This window comes from Microbacterium sp. AG238, assembly GCF_003610405.1.
GTDB lineage: Bacteria > Actinomycetota > Actinomycetes > Actinomycetales > Microbacteriaceae > Microbacterium.
This window is the reverse complement of the sequence record NZ_RAQC01000001.1, coordinates 2219498-2244208: the sequence shown is the minus strand read 5'-3', so window position 1 is coordinate 2244208 and position 24711 is coordinate 2219498. Positions and strand designations below refer to the sequence as shown.

At 70.8% G+C, this 24711-nt stretch carries 25 protein-coding genes; 9 read left to right on the top strand and 16 right to left on the bottom strand.

All coding sequences use genetic code 11. From position 1 onward, the window contains the following. Nucleotides 1-41: 41 nt before the first annotated feature. Nucleotides 42-557 (top strand): septum formation family protein, encoded by a 516-nt coding sequence (locus tag DEU36_RS10530; RefSeq protein ID WP_120264102.1) that lies wholly within the window; start codon nucleotides 42-44, stop codon nucleotides 555-557. A gap of 109 nt (nucleotides 558-666) precedes the next feature. Here DEU36_RS10530 and DEU36_RS10525 read toward each other — a convergent pair whose 3' ends face one another. Further along, nucleotides 667-1068 carry an arsenate reductase ArsC gene (locus DEU36_RS10525; protein ID WP_120264101.1) on the bottom strand — a complete coding sequence of 134 codons (402 nt, stop codon included), beginning with the start codon at nucleotides 1066-1068 and terminating at the stop codon, nucleotides 667-669. A gap of 54 nt (nucleotides 1069-1122) precedes the next feature. On the opposite strand from DEU36_RS10525, the gene catA reads away from it, so the two are divergent. The 4 genes from catA (at nucleotide 1123) to DEU36_RS10505 (ending at nucleotide 4763) form a co-directional block, all read left to right on the top strand. Continuing rightward, nucleotides 1123-1779: a type A chloramphenicol O-acetyltransferase gene (gene catA / locus DEU36_RS10520; RefSeq protein WP_120264100.1), complete on the top strand. Its 657-nt coding sequence runs from the start codon at nucleotides 1123-1125 to the stop codon at nucleotides 1777-1779. Then, complete coding sequence (locus DEU36_RS10515; RefSeq protein ID WP_120264099.1) at nucleotides 1776-2348, top strand: pyridoxal 5'-phosphate synthase; 573 nt, start codon at nucleotides 1776-1778, stop codon at nucleotides 2346-2348. Before catA ends, DEU36_RS10515 begins: the two co-directional genes overlap by 4 nt. 48 nt (nucleotides 2349-2396) lie before the next feature. Continuing rightward, nucleotides 2397-3905: a sodium:alanine symporter family protein gene (locus DEU36_RS10510; RefSeq protein WP_120264098.1), complete on the top strand. Its 1509-nt coding sequence runs from the start codon at nucleotides 2397-2399 to the stop codon at nucleotides 3903-3905. A gap of 102 nt (nucleotides 3906-4007) precedes the next feature. Beyond that, a complete protein-coding gene (locus tag DEU36_RS10505) occupies nucleotides 4008-4763 on the top strand; it encodes a TetR/AcrR family transcriptional regulator (RefSeq protein WP_120264097.1) in 756 nt (251 codons plus the stop codon). Here the strand turns inward: DEU36_RS10505 and DEU36_RS10500 are convergent. Both DEU36_RS10500 and DEU36_RS10495 read right to left on the bottom strand, forming a co-directional pair. Then, on the bottom strand, nucleotides 4729-5130 hold the full coding sequence (locus DEU36_RS10500; RefSeq protein WP_120264096.1) for a VOC family protein: 402 nt from the start codon (nucleotides 5128-5130) through the stop codon (nucleotides 4729-4731). The two genes, DEU36_RS10505 and DEU36_RS10500, sit on opposite strands and share 35 nt — an antisense overlap. A 100-nt stretch (nucleotides 5131-5230) precedes the next feature. Continuing rightward, the gene (locus DEU36_RS10495) at nucleotides 5231-6229 is read right to left on the bottom strand and encodes a LacI family DNA-binding transcriptional regulator (RefSeq protein WP_120264095.1); all 999 of its coding nucleotides are present in this window, start codon (nucleotides 6227-6229) and stop codon (nucleotides 5231-5233) included. A 151-nt stretch (nucleotides 6230-6380) separates the two neighbouring features. Here DEU36_RS10495 and DEU36_RS10490 point away from each other — a divergent pair, with 151 nt between their 5' ends. Genes DEU36_RS10490 through DEU36_RS10480 form a run of 3 tightly spaced genes read left to right on the top strand, consistent with a single transcriptional unit; the run spans nucleotide 6381 to nucleotide 9566 of the window. Further along, on the top strand, nucleotides 6381-7325 hold the full coding sequence (locus DEU36_RS10490) for a carbohydrate ABC transporter permease (RefSeq protein ID WP_120264094.1): 945 nt from the start codon (nucleotides 6381-6383) through the stop codon (nucleotides 7323-7325). Then, the gene (locus DEU36_RS10485; protein ID WP_120264093.1) at nucleotides 7315-8220 is read left to right on the top strand and encodes a carbohydrate ABC transporter permease; all 906 of its coding nucleotides are present in this window, start codon (nucleotides 7315-7317) and stop codon (nucleotides 8218-8220) included. Before DEU36_RS10490 ends, DEU36_RS10485 begins: the two co-directional genes overlap by 11 nt. A gap of 41 nt (nucleotides 8221-8261) precedes the next feature. Further along, nucleotides 8262-9566 (top strand): ABC transporter substrate-binding protein, encoded by a 1305-nt coding sequence (locus DEU36_RS10480; protein ID WP_120264092.1) that lies wholly within the window; start codon nucleotides 8262-8264, stop codon nucleotides 9564-9566. Between the two features lie 63 nt (nucleotides 9567-9629). Here the strand turns inward: DEU36_RS10480 and DEU36_RS10475 are convergent, their stop codons facing one another. The 4 genes from DEU36_RS10475 to murQ all read right to left on the bottom strand — a co-directional run bounded on the left by DEU36_RS10475 (nucleotide 9630) and on the right by murQ (nucleotide 14097). Beyond that, nucleotides 9630-10388, bottom strand: a complete 759-nt coding sequence (locus DEU36_RS10475; protein WP_259455306.1) for a phosphotransferase — start codon at nucleotides 10386-10388, stop codon at nucleotides 9630-9632. A gap of 108 nt (nucleotides 10389-10496) precedes the next feature. Further along, nucleotides 10497-11564, bottom strand: a complete 1068-nt coding sequence (locus tag DEU36_RS10470; protein WP_120264091.1) for a MupG family TIM beta-alpha barrel fold protein — start codon at nucleotides 11562-11564, stop codon at nucleotides 10497-10499. 15 nt (nucleotides 11565-11579) lie between these two features. Next, the gene (locus DEU36_RS10465) at nucleotides 11580-13115 is read right to left on the bottom strand and encodes a PTS transporter subunit EIIC (RefSeq protein WP_120264090.1); all 1536 of its coding nucleotides are present in this window, start codon (nucleotides 13113-13115) and stop codon (nucleotides 11580-11582) included. Nucleotides 13116-13191: 76 nt separating this feature from the next. Beyond that, a complete protein-coding gene (gene murQ, locus DEU36_RS10460) occupies nucleotides 13192-14097 on the bottom strand; it encodes an N-acetylmuramic acid 6-phosphate etherase (RefSeq protein ID WP_220700912.1) in 906 nt (301 codons plus the stop codon). 123 nt (nucleotides 14098-14220) lie between these two features. Between murQ and DEU36_RS10455 the strand changes: the two genes are divergently transcribed. Continuing rightward, the gene (locus DEU36_RS10455; protein ID WP_120264088.1) at nucleotides 14221-15087 is read left to right on the top strand and encodes a MurR/RpiR family transcriptional regulator; all 867 of its coding nucleotides are present in this window, start codon (nucleotides 14221-14223) and stop codon (nucleotides 15085-15087) included. 91 nt (nucleotides 15088-15178) lie between these two features. On the opposite strand, the gene DEU36_RS10450 is transcribed toward DEU36_RS10455, so the two are convergent. The 9 genes from DEU36_RS10450 to DEU36_RS10410 form a co-directional block, all read right to left on the bottom strand. Further along, a complete protein-coding gene (locus DEU36_RS10450; protein ID WP_120264492.1) occupies nucleotides 15179-15526 on the bottom strand; it encodes a metal-sensitive transcriptional regulator in 348 nt (115 codons plus the stop codon). Continuing rightward, entirely contained in the window at nucleotides 15523-17202 is a 1680-nt protein-coding gene (locus DEU36_RS10445; RefSeq protein ID WP_120264491.1) for an FAD-dependent oxidoreductase, read from the bottom strand. The genes DEU36_RS10450 and DEU36_RS10445 overlap by 4 nt, the downstream gene beginning before the upstream one ends. Nucleotides 17203-17547: 345 nt before the next feature. Next, nucleotides 17548-19047 (bottom strand): aldehyde dehydrogenase (NADP(+)), encoded by a 1500-nt coding sequence (locus tag DEU36_RS10440; RefSeq protein ID WP_120264087.1) that lies wholly within the window; start codon nucleotides 19045-19047, stop codon nucleotides 17548-17550. Next, on the bottom strand, nucleotides 19044-20552 hold the full coding sequence (locus tag DEU36_RS10435) for an FAD-dependent oxidoreductase (protein WP_120264086.1): 1509 nt from the start codon (nucleotides 20550-20552) through the stop codon (nucleotides 19044-19046). The genes DEU36_RS10440 and DEU36_RS10435 overlap by 4 nt, the downstream gene beginning before the upstream one ends. Next, complete coding sequence (locus DEU36_RS10430; protein ID WP_259455305.1) at nucleotides 20549-20857, bottom strand: (2Fe-2S)-binding protein; 309 nt, start codon at nucleotides 20855-20857, stop codon at nucleotides 20549-20551. The genes DEU36_RS10435 and DEU36_RS10430 overlap by 4 nt, the downstream gene beginning before the upstream one ends. Further along, on the bottom strand, nucleotides 20854-22020 hold the full coding sequence (locus tag DEU36_RS10425; protein WP_120264084.1) for an FAD-binding oxidoreductase: 1167 nt from the start codon (nucleotides 22018-22020) through the stop codon (nucleotides 20854-20856). The genes DEU36_RS10430 and DEU36_RS10425 overlap by 4 nt, the downstream gene beginning before the upstream one ends. Further along, a complete protein-coding gene (locus DEU36_RS10420) occupies nucleotides 22017-22727 on the bottom strand; it encodes a GntR family transcriptional regulator (RefSeq protein WP_120264083.1) in 711 nt (236 codons plus the stop codon). Before DEU36_RS10420 ends, DEU36_RS10425 begins: the two co-directional genes overlap by 4 nt. After that, complete coding sequence (locus DEU36_RS10415) at nucleotides 22724-23704, bottom strand: ornithine cyclodeaminase family protein (RefSeq protein ID WP_220700911.1); 981 nt, start codon at nucleotides 23702-23704, stop codon at nucleotides 22724-22726. Before DEU36_RS10415 ends, DEU36_RS10420 begins: the two co-directional genes overlap by 4 nt. Then, nucleotides 23701-24702 carry a proline racemase family protein gene (locus DEU36_RS10410; RefSeq protein ID WP_120264082.1) on the bottom strand — a complete coding sequence of 334 codons (1002 nt, stop codon included), beginning with the start codon at nucleotides 24700-24702 and terminating at the stop codon, nucleotides 23701-23703. The genes DEU36_RS10415 and DEU36_RS10410 overlap by 4 nt, the downstream gene beginning before the upstream one ends. Nucleotides 24703-24711 lie beyond the last annotated feature (9 nt).

Below are 24711 nucleotides of genomic sequence, written 5' to 3'. Positions count from 1 at the left end.
CATTTCCCAGAATCTGCCGAATTTGGCTAGAGTCGTTCGACGTGAACACTGCTCGTCGACTCCTCGCCCTACCCGCCGCCGCACTGACCGTCGCTCTGCTCGCGACCGGTTGCTCCGCGCTCAACGCCTTCAACGATGGCGGAGCCGCCGCCCCCGTCCGCGACGAGTCCGGCGCGATCGCCGAGTCGAACGAGAGCACCGACGTCTTCGCGATCCGCGTGGGCGACTGCATGCTCGACTCGGGCACCGCCGACACCGAGGTCACCGAGGCCCCGACCGTGCCCTGCAGCGACCCGCACGACCTCGAGGCCTTCCACGCCCAGAACATCGAGGGTGACGAGTTCCCCGGTGTCGAGGCGGCCCAGGCCGAGGCCGAGCAGGTCTGCTACGACGCGTTCACCCCCTTCGTCGGCATCTCGTACGAAGAGTCGGTGCTCGGTTTCAACTACTACGTCCCGACCGCGGGCAGCTGGGACGCGGGCGACCGCGAGATCCTCTGCCTGATCGGCGACCCGCAGGGTCAGGTCACCGGCACCCTCGCCGGCGCCGCACGCTGACGCTTCCCGGCACCGCCCTCCGGCGGCCGATGCGACTGCCCGTGGTGGACATCCGTCCGCTGCGGGCAGTCGTCGTCTCGGCGACGCCGGCGACAGCGGCGCGGCACGGTCAGATCAGCTCGTCGACCAGTTGCTGGATGCGCTCGCGGATGTCGTCTCGAATCGGGCGCACCGCGTCGATGCCCTGCCCGGCCGGGTCGTCGAGCTTCCAGTCCTCGTAGCGCTTGCCGGGGAAGAACGGGCAGGCGTCGCCGCATCCCATCGTGATGACGACGTCGGATGCCTGCACGGCTTCGGTCGTGAGGACCTTCGGCTGCTCGCCGGTGATGTCGATGCCCACCTCGGCCATCGCCGCGACCGCGACCGGATTGATCTGGCCGGCGGGCATCGAACCGGCGGAGCGGACCTCGACACGGTCACCGGCGATGTCGCGGAGGAAGCCGGCGGCCATCTGCGACCGGCCGGCGTTGTGCACGCAGACGAAGAGGACGGAGGGCTTGTTGTCGGTCATGATGCCTACTCTCGCGCATCATCGGGGCGACGAGCGCTTTGCGAGGATGGGGTCATGGACGACGCCACCCCCATCGACCTCGACACCTGGCCCCGACGGCGGCACTTCGAGCACTACCTCCGCACCGTTCGCTGCACGTACGCGATGACGGTGGAGATCGACGTGACCGAGTTCGTCGCGGCGATTCGCGCCTCCGGACGGCGCACCTACATCGCCCAGATCTGGGCGATCGCGTCGGTCGTCAACCGCCACACCGAGTTCCGCATGGCCCTGACCGGCGACGACGCTCCGGCGGTGTGGCCGGTGGTGCACCCGTCTTTCACGGTGTTCCATCCCGACACCGAGACGTTCTCGAGCGTCTCGGTGGGGTTCGACCCCGACTTCGCGTCTTTCCATGACGCCGCAGCCCGGGTGATCGCCGACCACGCCGGCAGCGCCGAGCTCTTCCCGCAGGGTCCGCCGCCTCCGAACAGCTTCGACGTCTCGAGCCTGCCGTGGACCGATTTCACGGGATTCAATCTGAACGTCGACGGCGGCGGGACTCATCTCGCACCGATCTTCACGCTCGGGCGCTACCGCGAGCGAGATGGACGGATGCTGCTGCCCGTCGCCGTGCAGGTGCATCACGCCGCCGCCGACGGCTTCCACACCGCTCGACTCGTCAATGAGCTGCGCGACCTCTTCGCCGACACCAGCTGGCTCGCGGCATGAGTGCGCTGCGCGACTGGCTTCGCTCGCAACCCTCGCTGACCGGCACGCCTCCGGCCCTCGACACCGAGCGGCTCCCCGCGTCGCCGGTGACGCTGTTCGAGGAATGGATCCATCAGGCAGCCGCCGCGGGCGTCGCCGAACCGCACGCAGCGACCCTGGCGACGGTCGACTCCGACGGCGTCCCCGACGCGCGCACGCTGATCGTCAAGAACGTCGACGACCGCGGCTGGGCGTTCGCGAGCACACGTTCGTCCGCCAAAGGCGGGCAGCTCGCCGTCCACCCCGTGGCCGCGCTGGCGTTCTGGTGGCAGCCGGTCATGCGAGCCGTTCGCGTGCGCGGGTCGGTGCACGCGGCCAGCGCTGACGACACCGCGGCAGACCTCGCGGCGCGGTCGGAGGCGGCACGCCGGGACGTCGCAGACGGCGACTGGGCGCTCTGGCGCATCGAGGCGACCCGCGTGGAGTTCTGGCAGGGCTCGATCGACCGTCGTCACACGCGCGTCGTCTACGAGCGCGAGGGCGGTCCCTTCGCCGCCCCGTCGTACCGAATCGACCGCATGCGTGCATGACGTCCGGGGCCCTCGCACGCGGCATCCCGACTGGCCATACTGACGGGCATGGACGCCGTAAACGACTGGCTGCTCACGTGGGGTGACCATCTGTGGACCTGGATCATCCTCCCGGTGGTCGTCGCCCTGGGGATCTACTTCACGGTCCGCTCCGGCGTCGTGCAGTTCCGCCTCATCCCCGAGATGTTCCGGACGCTGACCGACAAGACCCCGCAGACCGCCGACGGGAAGCCGCAGTCGGTCTCGGCGTTCCAGGCCTTCACCATCTCGGCGGCCTCGCGGGTGGGGGTCGGCAACATCGCGGGTGTCGGCACCGCCATCGCGGTCGGCGGCCCCGGCGCGGTCTTCTGGATGTGGGTGATGGGCTTCGTAGGCGGCGCGTCGAGCTTCATCGAGTCGTCGCTGGCTCAGCTGTTCAAGACCCGCGACCGCGGGAGCTTCCGCGGCGGACCGGCGTACTACATGCAGCGTGGGCTGGGCGCCCGCTGGCTCGGCATCCTGTTCGCCGTCATCCTGATCGCCTGCTTCCCATTCGCCTTCAGCTCGTTGCAGGCCAACACGATCGTGGCCACGATCAGCGCCACGGTCGGCTCGAGCGCCGGCGACCTGCCCTGGCTGACATGGGTCATCGGCGTCGGCCTCGCCGTGCTGACGGGTCTCGTCGTGTTCGGCGGGGTCCGACGCATCGCATCGGTGACGCAGCTGCTCGTGCCGATCATGGCCGTCGGGTACCTCGTGATCGGCGTGATCGTCGTGGTGCTGCACCTCGATCGCATCGGCCCGGTGTTCGCCGAGATCTTCACCTCGGCCTGGGGTTTCAACGAGGTCGTCGGTGCGACGTTCGGCTACATCGTGCTCACCGGCGTGAAGCGCGGCATGTTCTCGAATGAAGCGGGGCTCGGCTCAGCCCCCAACGCGGGCGCGAGCGCCGCTGTCACCCATCCGGTCAAGCAGGGCCTCGTGCAGACCCTCGGTGTCTACTTCGACACCTTCCTCGTCTGCACGGTGACGGCGTTCATCATCCTGGTGTCCGTCCCCGACCTGGCCGGGGCCTCACGCGGCATCGACCTGACGCAAGGAGCGCTCGTCGACACGCTCGGCGGCTGGTCGAGCATCGCCCTGAGCGTCATCATCTTCCTGCTCGCGTTCTCGTCGATCCTCGGCAACTACTACTACGGCGAGTCGAACATCGAGTTCATCTCCGCCGACCGCGGCCTGCTGACGGCGTACCGGGCGCTCGTCGTCGTCGCGGTGCTGGCGGGATCCGTCTCCAGCGCCGATGTCGTGTGGAATTTCGCCGATGGGGTTATGGGCGTGATGGCGCTGACGAACCTCGTCGCGATCGCGCTGCTGTCGGGCATCGCGTTCCGCCTGCTCCGAGATTACAGCGAGCAGAGGCGGGCGGGCCTCGACCCCGTGTTCACGCGGGGACGACTGCCCGACATCCGCGGCATCGAATGCTGGGAGGACGAGCTCACCGTGACGGGACCCGTCGCGGTGCGGGTGCGCGCACGGCAGGCGGCCAAGCACCGCGACCACCTGCGCGAAGGCCGATGACAGGTCGCTGCGACCTTTCGCGCCCCACCGATCGCGACCGACACGCTTCGCATTTCCGCGCGAGCCCCCGCGCGACGGGGCGGTTACCGACAGGATGAGGGGATGCCGCGCGTGACCCCGACGCCCCGAACCGCCACCGCCCGAGGCCCGTACGCCAAGAGCGCGCGCACCCGCACGCTGATCCTCGATGCGGCGTTCGCCGTGTTCGCGAGCGCGGGCTACCGCAAGGGGTCGCTCCGTGAGATCGCCGAACGCGTCGACATGAGCGAGGCCGGTCTCCTGCACCACTTCCGCAACAAGGCCGAGCTGCTGCTCGCCGTACTCGACCACCGTGACGAGCTCGCGCGCAGCAGGTTCGCGTTCGAGCAGCACGCGGGGCGCGGTGCGCTCGACGACCTCATCGCCCTCGCCGACTACAACTCCACGATCCCGGGCGTCATCGAGCTGTTCTGCACCCTGTCGGCCGAAGCGACCTCGCCCGACCACCCGGCTCATGACTTCTTCCGCAAGCGCTACGAGAACAGCCGACAGATCGTGGTCGATGCGCTCAGCGTCATCCGGGCCGAGGGCGGTCTGCGCGACGGCGTCGACATCCCCAGTGCCGCGGCCCGGTCGATCGCGGTGTGGGACGGGCTCCAGATCCAATGGCTGCTCGACCGCACCGCGCTCGACATGGCCGATGAGCTGCGCGCCTGCTTCGACGAGTTCCTGATCGAGGACCTGGCCCCGCCGCGGCGCGCCCTGCCGGGCCCCGTCGAGTCGCCAGGAACGGCGGATGCGGGGGGCACCGCACCCGCGGATTCTGGCGAGTCGACGAGCGAGCTCAGGATGCCGGAGAGAACCCGATCAGCCAGGTGAGACCGTAGCGGTCTCTGACCTGGCCGTCGTGGTCGCCCCATGCCCGGCGCTGCAGGGGATCGATCACCGCTCCGCCGTCAGCCAATGCGTCGAACCATCGACGCGACGCCCCCTCGTCGCCGGCTCCGAGGAGCGCGAGCATGACCCCCGCCATCGTCGGCGGTGCGGCATCCGTCGGATCATCGGCACCGAAGAGGTCGACCGGTCCGCGCAGCTCGCCGTGCGCGATGAGTTCGGGCGCACCGTCATCCCGACCGAAGTCGGCGTACGTGTGGAGCTGGAGCTCGCCCCCGAACACCGACCGGTAGAAGCGGAGCGCGTCGGCGGCGTCGCCGGCGAAATGGATGTACGGCACCGGAGCGGGCATGCCCGAACGGTACGCCCCAACCGCGGTCCGCGCCACCGTCAACTCGCCAGAAAACGTGGATGCCGGGCACGCCCGACCCGCAGAACCTGGCGACTCGACGTCAGGAGGACGGGGCGGGAGCCGCCGTCGATTCGCGCCAGACCACATGCTGCAGCGGATCGGTGGCGGCCGGCGGGTCTTCACCCCGCATGAGAGCGATGAGGCGGTCGGCGGTCCGGCGCCCGAGCTCGACGTAGTCCATCGAGACGCTCGTGAGGGAGGGCATCTGGAAGGCGCTGGTCGGCGAGTCGTCCCACCCCGTCACACTGACGTCGCCCGGGACCGCCCACCCTCGTTCGAGCGCTCCGCGGATGACGCCGGTGGCGATGAAGTCGTTCGCGGCGATGACGGCGAGCGGAAGCGAGGCCTCGCCGAGCGAACGGATCGCGTCGAGCCCCGACTGCGCACTCCAATCACCCTCGACGACGCCGACGGACTCCACTCCCAGCCGGGCGACCGTCGCTTCGTAGGCCCGACGCCGCGCGTCCGCCGAGGGGTAACTCCGCGCACCCGTGATGTGCAGGAACCGCTGGTGCCCGAGCTCGGCGAGCCGCTCCACCATGCTCTCGAGCGGGTGGACGTCGAGCATCTCCCCCGAGACGCGCATGTCGTCGTCGAACTCCTCGAGCGTCAGCACCGGCACGTTCGGGTCGACACGCGCCAGATCGTCACCGGGGACGGGCGCATAGCAGAGGATGCCCTCGAACTGACGGGAGTCGATCATCTCCAGCAGTCGCGGTCGACGCTGATCCGGCGCGTTGGGGATGCTCTGAACCTCCACCTCGTACCCGGCGGCTCGGGCGCGTTCGATCGTGCCGGCGATGAGCGGGGCCGAGTGGAACGCGGTGATCGGCAGCACCGCTGCGAGCCGGCCCGTCCGCGTCGTGCGCATCGAGCGAGCGGCGAGGTTCGGCCGGTAGTCGATCTCGCGAGCCGCCTCGAGCACGCGTTCACGTGTGGCGGCAGAGATGCCCGCGCGTCCCGTGAACACCTGCGAGACCGTGGACTGCGAGACTCCCGCGCGGGCGGCGACGTCGCGGCTCGTGGGCCGTTTCCCCATGACTGCCTTTCTTGGCATGGACTCTATCGACGTTCGTCGGCATCATCCTACTACCGATAACTACTACGTATTAGTCAATATGGCAGGACCTACCGGCGCGACCAGAGCGACGACGATCCTGCGCACCGCCATCAGAGAGGATGCGTGGCCGATGAGCATCGCCGAACTGCGACGCATAGCCCGAACGACCGGCAGCGCTGACAGAGAGCGACGGCGGATCCCACTCCCCGACAACAAAGCGGCTGTGCTGTTCCTCGCACCATTCGCCATTGGCGCGGTTGCATTGACGCTCGGGCCGATCATCATGTCGCTCTACCTGTCGTTCACCGACTACAACCTGCTGCAAGACCCCGGATGGGTCGGGCTCGCCAACTACGAGCGCATGCTGACGGACACGCGGCTGCACACCTCCCTCGCCGTCACCTTCACGTACGTCGTCGTGGGGGTGCCCCTGCAACTGGCGATCGCGCTCCTCCTCGCGGTGGTGCTCGACAAGGGGATGCGGGCGCTTCCGTTCTACCGCTCCGCGTTCTACCTCCCGAGCCTGCTGGGCACGTCCGTCGCGATCGCCATGCTCTGGCGATTGATCTTCGGCGCAGACGGACTCTTCAACTCCCTGCTCGGCTTCGTGGGAATCGAGTCGCACACCAGTTGGATCGGCAGCCCCGACACCTCCCTGAGCACCATCATCCTGTTGCACGTCTGGACGTTCGGCTCACCGATGGTGATCTTCCTCGCGGGCCTGCGGCAGATCCCGGGCGAGCTCTACGAAGCCGCTGCCGTCGATGGCGCCCATGCCTGGTCGCGGTTCCGCGCGATCACGCTTCCGCTCCTGACTCCGATCATCTTCTTCAACCTCGTCCTCGCCGTCATCAACTCCTTCTCGGCGTTCACGCAGGCCTTCGTCGTGTCGGGCGGGTCAGGCGGACCCGCGGACTCGCTGCTGTTCTACACGCTCTACCTCTACCAGGAAGGATTCGGGGCCTTCCGCATGGGCTACGCCTCGGCTCTCGCCTGGCTTCTCCTGCTCATCATCGGCGCCGTCACGGCGATCAACTTCTGGCTCTCGAAGTACTGGGTGCACTATGACGACTGAAACCCTCATCACCGGCCGACCGGCCCGCACGCGGGGAGAGCGAGCTGCCCGCCCCGGCGGCGCCTCGCGCGCACGGCTGCGCGGCATCCTGCGCCACGCTCTCATGCTCGCGGTGGTCGTGGTCTCGCTCTACCCCGTCCTCTGGATGGTGGTGAGCTCGCTACGGCCCGACGGCAGCATCTTCGGCAACCCCTCGCCCATCCCGACCGACTTCGTCTGGGAGAACTACGCCTACGGCTGGACCGCTCTCGGCGCTCCGTTCGGACAGTACATCGCCAATTCGCTCCTGGTCGTCGTGGGCTCGATCATCGGCAACCTGTTCAGCTGCTCGCTCGCCGCGTACGCCTTCGCCCGATTGCGGTTCCGTTTCCAGCGGACGGCCTTCGTGTACATGCTGGCAACGCTGATGCTCCCGATCCACGTCGTGATCGTGCCGCAGTACATCCTGTGGGCGCAGGTCGGTCTCACGGACTCGTTCTGGCCGCTGATCGTGCCGAAGTTCCTCGCAACCGACGCGTTCTTCATCTTCCTCATGGTGCAGTTCATCCGCGGACTGCCGCGCGAACTGGATGAAGCGGCGCGGATCGACGGCGCCGGGCATACCCGCATCTTCTTCCAGATCATCCTGCCGCTCATGGTTCCGGCGCTGGCGACGACGACGATCTTCACGTTCATCTGGGTGTGGAACGACTTCTTCTCGCAGCTGATCTTCCTCACGAGCCCCGACAACTACACGGTGCCGATCGCGCTGCGGTCGTTCATCGACGCGCAATCGTCATCGTCGTTCGGCGCGATGTTCGCGATGAGCGTCGTCTCGATCGTCCCGCTGATCATCGTCTTCGCCTTCGGCCAGCGGTTCCTCATCCGCGGCATCGCCACAAGCGGGCTGAAGTGACCCGCGCATCCCGCAGAACAACCCGAAACAGGAGTGTCATCATGCACGTACCGAAGCGTCTGATCGCCGGCATCGCCGCCGGCGCCGCTGCCCTGCTGGCCCTCTCCGGATGCGGCGTCGGCAACCGAGCCGCCTCGACCGAGCTCAGCGACGGCCCGGTCACCCTACGCATGGCGTGGTGGGGCGGCGACAGCCGCCATGAGCGCACGCAGCAGGTCATCGATCTCTTCGAGGCGAAATACCCGAACATCACCATCGTCCCCGAGTTCTCCGACTGGAGCGGCTACTGGGAGAAGCTCGCAACCGCAACGGCGGGCAAGAACGCCGCGGACGTCATCCAGATGGACGAGCTCTATCTCTCGTCCTACGCCGCGCGAGGAGCGCTCAGCGATCTCGACGCTCTGCGCATCGACACCGCCGGCCTCGACGACTCGGTCCTCCGGATGGGGCGCTACGACGAGCGCCTGTACGCGATCCCGATCTCGACATCGAGCACGGCGCTCCTGGTCAACACGGATCTGCTCGACAGCATCGGCGTGCCTCTGCCCGACCACACGCAGTCGTGGACGTGGGACGAGTTCGATACCTGGGCCCAGACCGTCACGGATGCCGCACCGGCCGGGGTCTACGGCACGAGCGTCCTCTCCGGCAGCTGGCAGCTGCAGCTGTTCGCGCGTCAGGTCGGCGAGCGGCTGTACGACGGTGACGAGGTCGCGGTCTCGGCCGAGACGGTCGCCGACTTCTTCCGGACGAGCCTCGACCTGACACGAAGCGGGGCGTCGGCTCCGGCGTCGGTGTGGTCGGAGACCAGCTCGCTTCCGCTCGACCAGTTGCCGTTCTCGGTCGGGACGGCAGCGTCGTTCTTCGCGCCGGCGACCCTGATCTCGGCCTACGCGAAGGCATCGGGCGCGAACATCGAACTCGTACCGATGCCGAACCACGACAACGGCGAACCCACGTTCGACTACTTCAAGCCGGGAATGTACTGGTCGATCTCGTCGCAGTCGCGGCATCCCGCCGAGGCCGCCGCGCTGGTGGACTTCCTGCTGAACGACCCCGAGGCGACGAAGATCATCGGCAGCGAGCGAGGCCTGCCCGCGAGCACGAGGAACCTCGATCTGATCAAGCCCGGCCTCACCTCCGAAGAGGCTGAAGCCGTGGCCTACTCGGAGTCGCGGGTTCCCGTGCTCGGCGCCGCCCCCGCGCCGCCGCCACTGGGCACATCCGATGTCGACGCGATCTTCTTGCGATATCTCCAGGAGGTGATGTTCGAGCGCACGACACCGGAGACCGCCGCGACGGGGTTCATCGCCGACGTCCAGGCGTCGATCGACGCCGCGAACTGAAACTCCCGGCGCGCGCTCGTCGACTCGCCAGGATGCGCGGATGCGGCGGGCAGGAGTCGGGGGTCATCGGGTCAGGGCGCGGGTCCAGGTCGGGGGGTGGCGGTCGACGAAGTCGCGGACGGCGGCCCAGTGCTCGCCGTGCCCCTCGACGTACATCGTGGCCCACGGTTCGCGGCCCGACCGGTGCGAGCTCTCGAGAAGGGCGTGCATCGCCGCGACGCGCGCGCTCATCGTCTCGGGCAGCTGCGCGCGGAGCGCGGCCGGGGCCCCGTAGCCGTCGACGAACGAGCGCAGCCGCTCGGCGGCCACCGCGGGATCCTCCCCGGGGTCGCCGAGGGCGAAGGACTGGGCCGCGTAGGCGAGATCCCACGAGCGTGTGCTGGGGGCCGCGGCATCCCAGTCGATGAAGACCCAGCGCTCGCCCAGCACCAGATTCCACGGCGCGAGGTCGTTGTGACAGATGAGTTCGTCACCCGGAGCGGTGATCGCCGTCTCCCAGATCGCGTCGGCGGGAGCGACGAACACCGCCGCGGCGTCGTGGATGCGGCGCACGAGCGCGCCCACGCGATGCAGCTGAGCGAGGCCCATCGGGCCGGCGTCGATCGCGAGCACGCCGTCGACGAACTCGGTCACCTGCCGACCGGCCTCGTCGCGCCCGCGGGGCTCAGGAGCGTCGACGTCCTGCGCGCGGAGCGCCTCGACGAAGGCGATGACGCTGGGGGTCGACGCCGTCCATGTCTTGCGCACGGTGTCGCCGACGCGCACCACGCTGCCGCTCGCATTGCCGCCTTCCAGCGGCTCTTCGCCATCCCCGTTCAGCACGCCCCGAGCGTATGTCGCCACCCAGAGAACCGTCGAGTCGCCGGAGAGTGCGGATGCGGGCACCCCGGGCTCCGCAGTTCGTGGCGAGTCGACGGGAGGAGGGCCGGGTCAGGCGGCGAGAGGGATCAGGCGGACGGTCTGGCCGGGGCGCAGATCGTCGACGATCCCGCGGTACGGGGCGGCGACCTCGCCGATGCGCGCCTGGCCCGCGTCGAGCGGACGATCGGTGCGCATGAGGTGCACCTCGCCCCGGTACCGGCCATAGGCGTCGAGGTCGACCTGCAGGCTGCCACGCTCACGCGAGTCCGCGTTGCGGGTGCGGGACGGACGTATGCCGCCGCGCGTCTCGTCCAGCCGGAACGCCGCCGTCGCATCCTCGACCCGCAACCGCCAGGGCCGCTCCAGCAGGACGGATGCCGCGGCGTCCAGCCCCACGACCGGGAGCGTCACCGTGCCCGTCGCCTCGAACTGCGCGATCCAGTCCGCGTGGTCATCGGCGACCACGCCCTCGGCGCAGACGACGACCGCCTCGGGAACGAGCCGCCGCAGCTGCACGTACGAACGCCACGCGTTGCGGTGCCGCTGCTCCTCGAGCGTCGGCAGCCCGAGGTGCAACGGCGCCCGCAGCTCGCCCTCGCCGGGGATGAACGCGAGAACCGGAATCCCCCGGTCGAGGAACAGCCGCGACTGCGTCACGAGGAACGACGCGGTCAGCCCGGTCTCGGGTCGCGGATAGAAGTTGTGCCATCCCCAGACGGGCAGTCCCGCCAACTCGTCGAGGAAGGCCGCGTCGACCGTGCTCGCGTTGACGGCGATCCGGCATCCCGACGCCTCGGCGACCCGACGGATCTCGTCGACTCCGAAGCCGTAGTCGAGCCGCAGCGCCGTGATGCCCCGGCGCGACAGCCACCCCCATCCTTCGTCACCGGCGACGACGTGCTCGAGCGCGACGGGCGAGACGTCGGCGCAGAAGGTCACGCCATCGTCGTCGTGCGCCGCACGCAGCACCTCGCCGAAGACGGCGAGTTCACCCGTGTCGACCATGTGCAGCGAGGTGAACAGCATCCGCTCGTCGCCGGAGCCGGCCGGCGCCGGGCGCGGTGCCGTCGCGAGCACCTGGTCGATGACGGCCCGCCGAGTGGCGGCGGCATCCGTGGGGTAGATCGAGAACAGCATGCGGACGCTCCTGTCTCAGCCGAGCCGCTCGACCATGTGCTCTTTGAACCCGAAGAACCAGGTCAAGACGAAGCCCATGATGTACGAGATCACGAGGCCGCCGACGTACCAGAGCCACGCGCCGTTGGTGATGACCGCAGTCATGAGCACGCCCGAGAGGCCCAGCGCCCCGGCACCGAATCCGCCGGAGGCCTGGATGCCGAAGGCGACGAAGGCGCCACCGAAGCCACCGCCGAGGCACGCGGTGATGAGCGGGTAGAACAGCGGCAGCGAGACGCCGTAGATGAGGGGTTCGCCGACGCCGAGCACACCGATCGGCAGGGCGGCGCGGATGATGTTCTTCAGCCGGGTGCTCTTGGTCTTGAGGAAGATCGCGATCGCCATGCCGACCTCACCGGCGCCGGCCATCGCGAGCACCGGAAGCAGCTCGGTGAAGCCGTGGTCGGTGATGAGCTGCGCGTGGATCGGCGTCAGGCCCTGATGGATGCCGAGCATGACGAGCGGCAGGAACAGCGACGACAGCAGGTATCCGCCGATGACGCCGCCGCGCTCGAGCGCGAAGTCGATGAGCAGCCAGTTGATGCCCTGCATGAGCAGACCCGAGATCGGCATGATCACGAAGATGCAGATGACGGCTCCGACGAGGAGCGTGACGACCGGGACGACGAAGAGGTCGGCCCAGGCCGGGACGCGCTTGCGGATCCACTTCTCGATCACGGTGAACAGCCACGCCGTCACCATGACGCCGATGATGCCACCGAGCGCCGGCTTCAGCTCGCCGAACAGCGGGAGCACGAGCGGCTGGGCAGGAGTCACCGTGCCGTCGGCGGCGGTCGTCGCGGCGATGCCGGCGAGCGCCGGGAGGTACGAGATGGCGCCGGCGATGAGGCCGAGCACCGGAGTGCCGCCGAACTCCTTCGCCGTGTTCAGTCCCACGATCAGGTTGAGCGAGGCGACGACGATCGTGCCGAGCGCAGCGAACACCAGGAACCACGGGTTGGCGGCGACGCCGGGGTCGATGAGCTTCCAGATGTTGCCGATCGCCACGACGAGTCCGCACGCGATGAACCCGGGGATGATGGGCACGAAGATGTTCGCGATGTGACGGAAGAGCCCGTGCACCCGCGAGGTATGCCGCGACTTCACCTTCTGCGTGTTCTCCTGCTGGAGCGTGCGCAGGTCGGTCACCGCGTCGACGGGCTCACCGCCGCCGGATGCCCGCGCGCCTGTGGCCCGGCTCCCCGCCGCGGCCGCCGCGATGTCGGCCACCTCGTCGTCGGGATCGTCGACGGGGGCCTCGGCGGGGGCATCGACGACCTCGGCGAAAGCGTCGCGCAGACGCTGCGCGTGACCGGGACCGACGACGACCTGCAGCTGCGGGCCGTCGACGACGCCCATCACGCCGGTCAGACGCCGGAGCGCCGCGACATCCGCCTTCGAGGGGTCGTGCAGGTTCAGCCGCAGGCGCGTCATGCAGTTGGTGTACGAGGCGATGTTCTGCGAGCCGCCGACGAGCGGCAGGATCTCCTCGCTGAGTTCGGGGTAATCCACGGTGATTCCTTCCGGCGGACGGGGTTCGGGTGTCGGGTGTCGGGTGCTGGGGTATGTGCTGGTGGTGGTGCTGGGGTCAGTCTCGGGCGCGGACGGCCTCGCGCACGAAGCCCGCGCCCGCGCTGAGCCGCTCGCGCGCGGTCGCCGCGTCGACGTCGCAGAGGATGGCGACGATCGCCGTCTTGGCGTGGCCGTCGGCCTCGTCGAGGGCGCGGCGCGCTGTGGCCGGGTCGCAGTCGGTCGCCGCCTGGACGATGCGGACGGCGCGGGCGACGAGCTTCTCGTTGCTGGGGCGCACGTCGACCATGAGGTTGCCGTAGACCTTGCCGAGGCGCACCATCGTCGCCGTCGAGATCATGTTGAGCACGAGCTTCTGGCTCGTGCCCGCCTTGAGCCGTGTCGAGCCCGTGAGCACCTCGGGGCCGTTGTCGATCTCGATCGCGACGTCGGCGTGGGCGCTGATCTCGGCACTCGGGCTGCACGAGATCGCGACCGTCGCGGCGCCGACGCGGCGGGCCTCATCGAGTCCGCCGAGCACGTACGGCGTGCGACCGGATGCCGCGATGCCGACGACGACGTCGCGCTCGGTGAGCCCGATGCCGGCCAAGTCGTCGGCGCCGAGCTCGCGGGAGTCCTCGGCGCCCTCGATCGCGCGGAACATCGCCTCGTGCCCCCCGGCGAGCAGGCCGACCACCTGCGCGGGGTCGGTGCCGAAGGTGGGCGGGCACTCGGCGGCATCCAGCACCCCGAGGCGGCCGCTCGTGCCGGCCCCCTGGTAGACGAGGCGTCCGCCGGACGAGAGCGCGGCGACGGCGAGGTCGACGGCTCGGGCGATCTCGGGGATGGCCGCCGAGACCGCGCCGGCCACGCCGGCATCCTCGTCGTTCATCACACGGAGGATCTCGTCGACGGACATCGCGTCGAGCTCGCCGGTGAGCGGGTTGGGCGTCTCGGTGGCGGGGGTGGGGTGCGCGGTGGTCACGGATGCTCCTCGTCGATGCGCGGCGTTGTGCGCGGGCGTGGCACGTTGTTTCACACAGAGTGCTCTTGGCGGCATGTTTTGTCAAGATCTGTGGAAGACTGAACCGACTTCCCGAGGAGGCACATGGACGGCGACGTCCTCGAAGCGACCCGCGCGATCATCCCCCGTCTGCGCCCGGCCGAGGTGCAGGTGGCTCGCGCGGTTCTCGACGACCCCTCGTTCGCCGTGTCGGCGACCGTCACGGCCCTCGCCGAGCGCGCGTCGGTGTCGCAGGCATCGGTCGTGCGCTTCGCGAAGAGCCTGGGCTTCGCCGGGTACCCCTCGTTCCGCGTCGAGCTCGCGCAGGAGGTGTCGCGCCGCGCGATGGAGCTCGAGCGCTCGAACATCGCCGAGGGCGAGCTGAACCCGTCGGACTCGCCCGCCGAGATGGTCGCGAAGGTCGCTTTCCACGAGGCGCGCACGATCGAGCAGACCGGCCGGATGCTCGACCTCGACGCCCTCGAGCGCATCGCCCACGCCATCGCCGGCAGCGAGCGGGTCGTCACCTTCGGCGTCGGCGCATCGGGCCTCGCCGCCGCCGACCTCGCCCAGAAGCTGCAGCGCATCGGCATCATGTGCCTGAGCTCCCACGACACGCACGTCCAGCTCGTGCACGCCGCCCTCGCAGACGCGCGCACCACGGCGATCGCGTTCTCGTTCAGCGGCGGCACGATCGACGTGCTGCGAGCCGTCGAGATCGCCTCCGACGCCGGAGCGTTCACGGTCGCGATCACCAACGACACCGAGTCGCCGCTCGCCGCCGCGGCATCCGCCACCCTGCGCACCCCGGCACGCGAGGCGACGCTGCGCGCCGCCGCACTCGCGAGCCGGATGGCGCAGCTCGCGGTCGCCGACTTCGTCTTCATCCGCGTCGCCCAGCTGCGCTACCCCGACCTCGATGCGGCGCTCAGCGCGACCCGCGCCGCCGTCGGCGCCCAGCACCTGAGGTGACCGGCCCGCCCAGCCGTCGGCTCGCCAGAAAGTGCGGGTCCGGAGGCGCCGGGATCCGCAGTTCGTGGCGAGTCGACGGCAGGGCGCGGGGTCAGGCGAGCGTCAGGAAGAGCTTCTCGAGCTCGGCGATGGTGAGGCGACCCGGGAGCGCTGGGGAGCCGGTATCCGTCTCCGCGCCGACATCCGCGGCGGGGGCGGATGCCGCGAACCCCGCCTCATCGTCGGTGATGCACTCGCGCATCGCGGTCGCGATGATGGCGAAGCCCGCCCGATCGATCGCGCTGCTCACGGCAGCGAGCTGAGTGACGACATCGCGGCAGTCTCCCCCTCCCTCGACCGCGGCGATCACCGCGGCCAGCTGCCCCTGGGCACGCTTCAGCCGGTTGGCGACCTTGCGCACCGCCTGCGCGTCGTGAAGGGCTCGATTCTTATCCGTCATGTCGTCGCTCCCTGCGTCGTCGATGTTCCGGCCACCCACGTACGGTATCCGCCATCGAGGTTGCGCACGTCGTGTCCCCGCTGCGCGAGCAGTCTCGCCGCGGTGTGGCCGCGCTGACCGACCATGCAGTGCACGATCACGGGCCCGCGCGCAAGCTCACCGTGGCGCTGTCGCAGCTCGTCGAGCGGGATGTTCACCGCGCCGGGAATCGAGCCGGCCGCGTGCTCGGCAGGGCTTCGCACATCGACGAGCGTCGCTCCGTCGCGCAGTGCAGCATCGAGCTCATGCCACTGCAACGTCGGGGTCGTGCCGTCGGCGGTGTTCTCCGCGACGTAGCCGAGCATGTTCACCGGATCCTTCGCCGAGCCGTAGGCCGGCGCATACGCGAGCTCGAGCTGCGACAGGGCACTCGCGGTGAGCCCCGCCGCCATCGCGACTGCGAGCACATCGATGCGCTTGTCCACTCCCGCCCCGCCGACGATCTGCGCACCGAGGATGCGGTCGGTCGCCGCGTCGACGATGAGCTTCATCGCCATCGGCTCGGCGCCGGGGTAGTAGGTGGCGTGGGATGCCGGATGCGTGTGCACGATGCGATGCGGTCGACCGGCTGCGCGCACGCGGCGCTCGTTCCAGCCGACGATGGCGACGGTGGTTCCGAGCAGGCCGATGATCGCGGTGCCGAGGGCCGGAGCGGCATCCCGGACCCCCGATCCGGCTTCCGCTCCGGCCTCCGGTCGCGCTCCGGCGATGTCGTCGGCGGCGGCGCGGCCGTGCCGGTTCGCCAGGCCCGCCATCGTCACGAGGACCGCTTCGCCGTCGACCTGGTCGACCTTCTCGACACCATCGCCGACCGCCCAGATCCCCGGGGCAGACGTGCGGTGCCGCCCGTCGACCCGGATGCCGCCCGTGGGTCCGATCGCGACGCCCGCAGCCTCGGCGAGATCACGCTCGGGTCGCACGCCACTCGCTTCGATGACGAGGTCGGCCTCGAGCACGGTGGCGTCACTGAGGGTGACTCCGCCTCCTTCGCCACCGGTGACCGTGACCCCCAGCCGCAGGTCGACGCCGGCGTCACGCAGAACCTGAGCCAGCGGCGCCGCCATCTCGGGGTCGAGCGGCGACAGGACCTGATGCCCCCTCGTCACGAGCGTCACGTGCGCACCGCGGGCGAGGAGGTTCTCGACCGCCTCGAGCCCGATGAATCCGGCGCCGACGACGACGGCGCGAGGCGTCGACCCAGCGGCATCCAGCACCGCCATGACCCGGTCGACGTCGTCGATGCTCCGAAGCGTGTGCGTAGGCACGCTGTTCGCGGTGGGACCGGGCGTCGCCGCCGCGCCGGTGGCCAGCACGAGCTCGTCGTAGCGTTCAACGGCTTCGAGGCCGGTCTGCAGATCTCGCACCGTGACCGTCCGCTGCTCGGCGTCGATCGCCGTCACCTCGTGCCGGACGTGGACCTCGAGCGCGAAGCGCCGAGCGAGCGCCTCCGGCGTCTGCAGCAGGAGTGATGACCGATCGGGGATCACCCCACCCACGTGGTACGGCAACCCGCAGTTGGCGAACGACACGTGCGCACCACGTTCGTACACGGTGATCCGGCGGGATTCGTCCAGGCGGCGCAGTCGCGTCGCGGCGCTCATGCCCGCTGCCACTCCGCCGATGATGATGGTTCTCATGCGATCCATAATACCCCCGGGGGTATAGTCGGGCCGCGAGCTCGTCGCCGACGGGCCACGAACGAGAACGGAGAACACACACCATGTGCCGACAGGTCACCTGCAGAACGTGCGGCAAGACGACGTGGGCCGGATGCGGTCAGCACGTCGACCAGGTCATGCGCGGGGTCCCGCAACGCGACCGTTGCGGCGGCCACGAGTCCGCACCCCGCACCGACGGCTTCTTCGCTCGCCTCTTCGGTCGCTGAGCCCGACCCGCATCCCGTCGACTCGCCACGTAAGGCGGATCGGCGGGTGCCGGGATCCGCAGTTCGTGGCGAGTCGACGGGATGGGCGGGGCGGGAGTCAGGGGTGGAGGACGCCGTCGACGCGGCGGGGGATGTCGAGCGGGTTGGCCTCCTGAAGCGCGGCGGGCAGCAGCGCATCGGGCACGTTCTGGTACGCCACCGGCCGCAGGAACCGGGTGATCGCGGCGGTCCCCACCGACGTCGTCCCGACCGCGGTCGTCGCGGGGTACGGGCCTCCGTGCTGCTGCGCCCACGTCACCGAGACACCGGTCGGCCACTGGTTCCACAGCACCCGGCCGGCCTTCGTCGCGAGCACCGGAAGCAGCTCGCGGGCCACCGCATCGCCCTCTTCGGCGACGACCGTCGCCGTCAGCTGCCCCTCGAGCAGCTTCGCGACGGCCACGAGCTGGGCGTCGTCGTCGTACTCGGCGACGAGCGCCGCCGGGCCGAACATCTCCGATACCAGGGCATCGGGGTCGGCGATGACGGCCGCCGCGGTCGTCCGCAGCAGCGCCGGCGCCGGAGCGAGGTCGGCGTCGTCGCCCGATGCGGGCGTTCGGGTGAGCACCTCGACCCCGTCGTGCCCCGCGGCGGCATCCAGTGCCCGGCGGAAACCCGCGGCGATCGAGTCGTTCAGCAGCGGCGCGGGCTCGGGCAGCACGACCGAGGCGAGCGCGTCGATCACCCCTGATCCCGCGGGCACGAGCAGCAGCCCGGGCTTCGTGCACAGCTGCCCCGCGCTGCCGACGACGGAGGCGACGAACTGCTCGGCGATCTCCGCCGCCCGCGACTCGGCGGCTCCGCGCGAGACGAACGCGGGGTTCACGCTGCCGAGCTCGCCGTAGAACGGGATCGGCTCGGGCCGCGCCATCGCGATGTCGAACAGCGCACGCCCGCCGGCGATCGACCCGGTGAACGCGGCGGCGCGGACGTCGGGATGCCGCAGGGCATGCACCCCGGCATCCGTCCCGTGGATGACCGTGAAAACGCCCGCGGGCGCTCCCGCCGCCGCGAGGGCCGCGGTGACGATCTCGCCCGTCAGCTGCGACAGGTGCGGATGGCCCGGGTGGGCCTTCAGCACGACGGCGTTCCCCGCAGCGAGCGCGCTCGCGGTGTCGCCGCCGGCGACCGAGAACGCGAACGGGAAGTTGCTCGCGGCGAAGACGAGAACCGTGCCGATGCCCTCGAGCTGGCGACGGATGTCAGGGCGCGGCGCCCCCATCGGATAGTCGGCGACCGCGTGATCGATGCGCGCATCGAGCCAGGAACCCTCGGCGAGCACCTCGGCGAACAGGCGCAGCTGGAACGTCGTGCGCTTCAGCTCGCCCCGCAGCCGCGCCTCGGCGAGGTGCGTCTCGCGACCGGCGAGCAGCACCAGGTCGTCGGCGCGCGCGTCGAGCCCCTCGGCGACCGCCCGCAGCGCCTCGCCCCGGACGGCGATCGAGGCCGCACGCCAGGCCGATGACGCGTCGGCGGCGAGCCCGACGAACGCGTCGACCTCGGCGATCGGGGTATCGGCGACGGGCGTCGCGGTGGCGGGGGATGCTGCGGTGGTCATGAGCTTTCCTTCCGGGGAGACAGGTCTGCGGGGTCGGGGAGGTCTGCGAGCGCGGCGAGGTCTGCGACGCGGATGGGCGTGCCGATGGGCCGGCGGACGAGGGGCTCGACGTCGCCGGGCCGCCGGGGCCGGCCGGTCTCCTGCTCGACGAGGCACGAGAGCGCGAAGCCGCACACCCGCCCCTGGCACATGCCCATGCCCGGACGTGCGGTCACGCGCACATCCCGCGCGTCGTCGGCGGCGAGGTCGGTCACCGTGGCCCGCACGGCCGACAGCGGCACCTCCTCGCACCGGCAGACGAGGGTGTCGTCGCGCAGCCAGGTCGCCCACTCCTCGGGCACGGGGCTCGCCCGGTGCATCCCGACGGCGAAGCTCCGACCGCGCGCGATCCGGCGGCGCAGGCGTCGCGCCGTCGCGGTCGGCACCGCGAGCCCGGCGTCGACGGCGGCCGCGAGCCCGGCCAGCTCGCCCTCGGCGCACGACTGCACGGCGCCGCCGATGCCGGTCGCCTCGCCGGCGACGTACAAGCCGGGCACGCTCGTGCGCTGGTCGACGTCGACGACCGCGACGAGCGATCCGTCGACGTCGATGCGGGTCTCGGCCCCGGCGCCGACGACGAGCTCGATCTGCGGGGTGAAGCCCCAGCCGAAGGCGACGAGGTCGACGTCGAGGGTGCGCTGCGTGCCCGGTCGCACCCGCCCGGCGGCATCCACGCGCGCGATCGTCGCACCGGTCACGCGCCCCTCCCCCGTGACCGCCGTGACGACGGTGCGCGTGCGGAGCGGGATGCGTTCGCGCACGAAGGTCGTCGCGTAGCCGACGCCCTCGACGAGCTTGCCCGGTTCCTGCAGCGCTCGGAGCGGCGTGGCGGCCCAGCGCGAGAGCGCATTGGCCTCGCAGACGGCGACGACCTCGACTCCCGCCCGCGCGAGTCCCGCGGCGACGGAGAGCAGGAACGGCCCCGTGCCCGCGACGACGGCGCGGCGCCCGGCCGCCACCTGATTGGCCTTGAGCATCGCCTGCACGCCGCCCGCGGCCATGACGCCGGGCAGCGTCCACCCGGGCACCGGCAGCTGACGGTCGTAGGCGCCGGGTGCGAGGACCACCCGCTCGGCGCGGACCGTGCGGTCGGCCGCCGTCACCGCATCCGCGCCGGCGACGGCCGTCGTCCGCAGCGAGAACCCGGAACCCGCCTCGCGGTCGATCCGCCACACCTGTCGCCCGGCCCGGTGGACGATGCCTCCGGAGCGGAGCTGACGGTGAAGCCGGTCGCGCAGTCCCCGGTAGTGCTCCCAATGATGGTGACCGGTGTGCTCGGGTTCGGTGAACGCGTCGAGGTGCCGTTCGTCGGGGTGGCGCCAGTACTGCCCGCCCGTCTGCATGCCCGCGTCGACGAGCACGACCCGCAGTCCGGTCTCGGCGGCGGCGACGGCGGCCGACAGCCCCGCCGGGCCGGCCCCGACGACGGCGAGGTCGACGTCGACAGCGCGGTTCTCGACGCTCACGACTCCGCCCCGTCCAGCGCGGGCAGCGGCAGGGGCGCGCCGGGGTCGTCGCTGCGGACCTCCTGCCCCGGCCGTGCGGGCGTGACGCAGGCACGCTGCGAGCGCTGCCCGTCGACGTTCAGCAGGCAGTCGTAGCAGACGCCGATGCCGCAGAAGAGCCCCCGAGGCTCGCCGCTTCCCCGTGTGGCCCGCCACGACACGACACCGGATGCCGCCAGCGCGCCGCCCACCGTCTGACCAGGGCGGAACGGTACCGAGACGCCGTCGAAGTCGAAGGCGTTCGCGCTCGTCATCTCCGCGCTCATGCCGCAACCCGCTCCGCGAAGCGCTCGGGCCGGAAGGCGTCGAGCGGAAGGTCCGTCGGTTCCCCGCAGAGCGCCTGCACGATGAGGGCCGCGGTGCCCACCGAGAGCCCGATGCCCGCGCCCTCGTGGCCGGCGGCATGCCAGAGCCCCGGGAGGCGCGCGTCGGGACCGATGACCGGCAGGTGGTCGGGGCAGTACGGCCGGAAGCCCGAGTACGTCCGCAGGATCTGCACGTCGGCGAGCACCGGGAACAGCTCGGCGCCTGCGCGCGCGACTCGCCCGACCGCCTCGGCCGAGAACGACGAGTCGAAGCCGACGCGCTCGCGGCTCGCGCCCATGAGGATCGTGCCGCTCGGGGTGCCCTCCACGACGGACGAGACCTGGAGCCCCGCATCCGACGACGCGACGTTCTGCACATACTCGGCGGCGTACACCTTGTGCCGCACCGTCACCGGGACCGGCTCGGTCACCAGCACGAAGCCCCGCCGCGGCAGGACGGGCAGCTCGAGTCCCGCGAGCGCGGCGATCTCGCCCGCCCAGGGACCGGCGCAGTTGACGACGACGCCCGCATCGATGACGCCGGCGCTCGAGTCGATGCCGATCGCGCGCCCGGCGCGGACGCGGATGCCGGTGACGGTCACGCCCGTCAGCAGCCGGGCTCCGCGGTCGCGGGCAAGCCGCAGCAGATGATGCGCGGCGAGCACGGGTTGCACCTGCGCGTCGTCCGGGTAGTAGACCCCGCCCGCCATAGCGGGGTTCAGGTAGGGCTCGATACCGTGCAGTGCCGCGATGTCGGGGACGTCGTCGGCTCGGATGCCGAGTGAGCGCTGGTGATCGGCGAGCGCGTTAAGGGCCGTCTTCCCTCCCTCGCTCGCCGCGACGACGAGTCCGCCCTTGGCCTCGAACTCCCACCGCGATGCGTGTTCGGCGAGCTCGCCGCGCCAGATGCGCTGCGAGTGGAGTGCGAGTTCGAGCTCGGGGCCGACCTCCTTGTCGGAGACCAGGAGGTTTCCCTCGCATCGGCTCGTCGTGCCGGCGGCGATCGTGCCCCGCTCGACGACCGTGACCGAGAACCCGGCTTCAGCCGCCGCGCGTGCGACGGCCGCGCCGACGATGCCCGCGCCGATGATCAGGACGTCGGGGTTCCCGACGCGATGCGTCACGTGCCGACACCGCCCCCCGCGACATCCGCGCGAGTCGGGGCCTCGCCCGACCAGTCGGTCAGGACGTGCTCGATGTGGCGGTGGACGAGGTCGCGCGCGCCCTCCGCGTCGCCCGCCTCGATCGCGTCGAGCATGAGATCGTGCTCGTGGGCGGAGGCGACGAGACGTCCCTGCTCGTGCAGGTTCGCCAGGCCGAACAGGCGCGTCTGCGAGCGGAGTCCCGCCACGAGATCGACGAGGCGGCTGTTGCCGGCGTACTGCAGCAGCGTCAGGTGGAAGTCGCTGTCGGCGGCGAGGTACTCGACGAGGTCGCCCGACTGCGCGCCGGCGACGATGTCGGCGGCCTTGCGGCGCAGTTCCGGCAGCGCCGAGGCCGGGATGAGCGGGGTCGCGCGCTCGACGGCGGGCGGCTCGAGCATGAGGCGCAGTTCGGTGACCTCGCGCAGGTCGCGTTCGGAGACCTCGGTGATCTGGAAGCCGCGGTTGGGGATCGTGATGACGAGCCCCTCGCGGGCGAGATCGAGCATCGCCTCGCGGATGGGCGTGGCCGAGACGCCGAACTGCTCACCGAGGCTGGGCGCGGAGTACACGCGCCCGGGCTGCAGCTCGCCGCTGATGACCGCGGCGCGGAGCGCGCGGGTGACGGTCGAGCGGATGCTGGGCTGCTTGTCCAGTCGTACCACGTTGCGGAACTCGGGCGTGCTCATGTCGTCTCCTCCGATGCGGACCCCCGCCGCATGACCTCCATGATCCCCTGCACGACGGCGAGGTCTTCCCAGGCCATGCCGACGCCCGTGTACACGGCGGGTGCTCCGGGCCGCCGCGACACGCGGCCCGCGACGAGCTCGACGAGGTTGGCGGGCTCGGCGAGGGATGCACCGCCGGCTGCTGCGCCCGCGAGGTTGCCGCTCTCGCGCGCGGCGGAGGCGCGGGCCTCGACGACGACGTCGGCGGCACGCATGAGGTCGGCTCCGAGCTCTCGGTGGTCGAGTCCGTGTGCGCCGACGGCGGCGACGACGACACCCGGGGCGACGTCGTCCAGGTCGAGGATGGGCGTGCTCGACGACGTCGCGGTGACGACGACGTCCGCGTCGCGCGCATCCGCGAGCGCCCCGGCCCGCGCGTCGATGCCTCGGCCCCGGAGGGTCGCCACGGCGTGCTCGACCCGCTCGGGGGTGCGCCCGATGATCGCCACGTCGCCGACGGGCAGGACCGCGGCGAGCGTCGCGACGTGCTCGATCGCCTGCGGACCCGACCCGAGCACCGCGAGACGGTCGATCCGCCGCCGGGCGCCGCGCGGGTCGGCGGCGAGCAGACCGCGGACGGCGACAGCGGTGACGGCGGGCGTCCGCAGGGTCGTCAGGCGCGTGCCGTCGACGATCGCCGTGGGCTGGAGGGTCTCGCGGTCGAACAGCAGATACCAGGCGCTGATCTTCGGCAGCCCGAGCAGCGTGTTGGCCGGGGCGATCGTGGCGACCTTGATGCCGGCGGCATCCGGTGACTCCGACGGCATGAGCAGGAAGTCGCCCGCCGTCAGCGGCGCGAATATGCGCTCGTGATCGGCCTCGACGTCGAGCCCCGATCGCAGGGCCGCGGCGACGGCATCGACCGCCGCCGCCGGGGTCATCGCGCGCTCGATGTCGGCCGCCGAGACGACGGGCACCCCGGCCGGCAGCGCGGTCACAGGACGAACCCCTCGGGGAACGGATCGCTCGGGTCGAGCATGTACTGGGCCGTGCCGGTGACCCACGCCCGGCCGGTGATCGTCGGGATGACCGCCGGGATGCCGGCGACCTCGGTCTGCTCGACGAGTCGACCCGTGAACGACGTGCCGATGTACGACTCGTTGACGAAGTCGGTGTGCAGCGCGAGCTCGCCACGCGCGTGGAGCTGCGCCATGCGCGCGCTCGTGCCGGTGCCGCAGGGCGACCGGTCGAACCATCCCGGGTGGATCGCCATCGCGTGCCGCGAGTGCCGCGCGGTCGAGCCGGGCGCCTCGAGGTAGACGTGATGGCAGCCGCGGATGGTGGTGTCGATGGGATGCACGGGGTCGTCGGCCTCGTCGACGGCCGCCATGATCGCCAGTCCGGCTCGCAGCAGGTCGTCTTTGCGGGCACGGTCGAAGGGCAGGCCGAGGTCGTCGAGCCGGACGATCGCGTAGAAGTTCCCTCCGAAAGCGAGATCGTAGGTCACCGGCCCGAAGCCCGGGACGTCGACCGTGCGCCCGAGGCCCACGACGAACGAGGGCACATTGCGGATGGTGACGCGCTCGGCGTGGCCGTCCACCACATCGACGTCGGCGACGACGAGTCCCGCGGGGGTGTCGAGCCGGATCGTCGTAACGGGCTCGACGACGGGAACCATGCCCGTCTCGACCAGCACCGTGGCGACCCCGATCGTGCCGTGGCCGCACATCGGCAGGCACCCCGACACCTCGATGTAGAGCACGCCGACGTCGGCGTCCGGCCGGGTGGGCGGCTGCAGGATCGCGCCGCTCATCGCGCTGTGCCCCCGCGGCTCGTTCATCAGCAGGCGTCGCAGACCGTCGTTCTCGGCCATGAACCGCTGCCGCCGCTCCTCCATCGTGGCGCCGGGCAGGGTGCCGACGCCGCCGACGATGACACGTGTCGGCATCCCCTCGGTGTGGGAGTCCACGGCGTGGAAGACGCGCTTCGTGCGCATGCGGAAGCC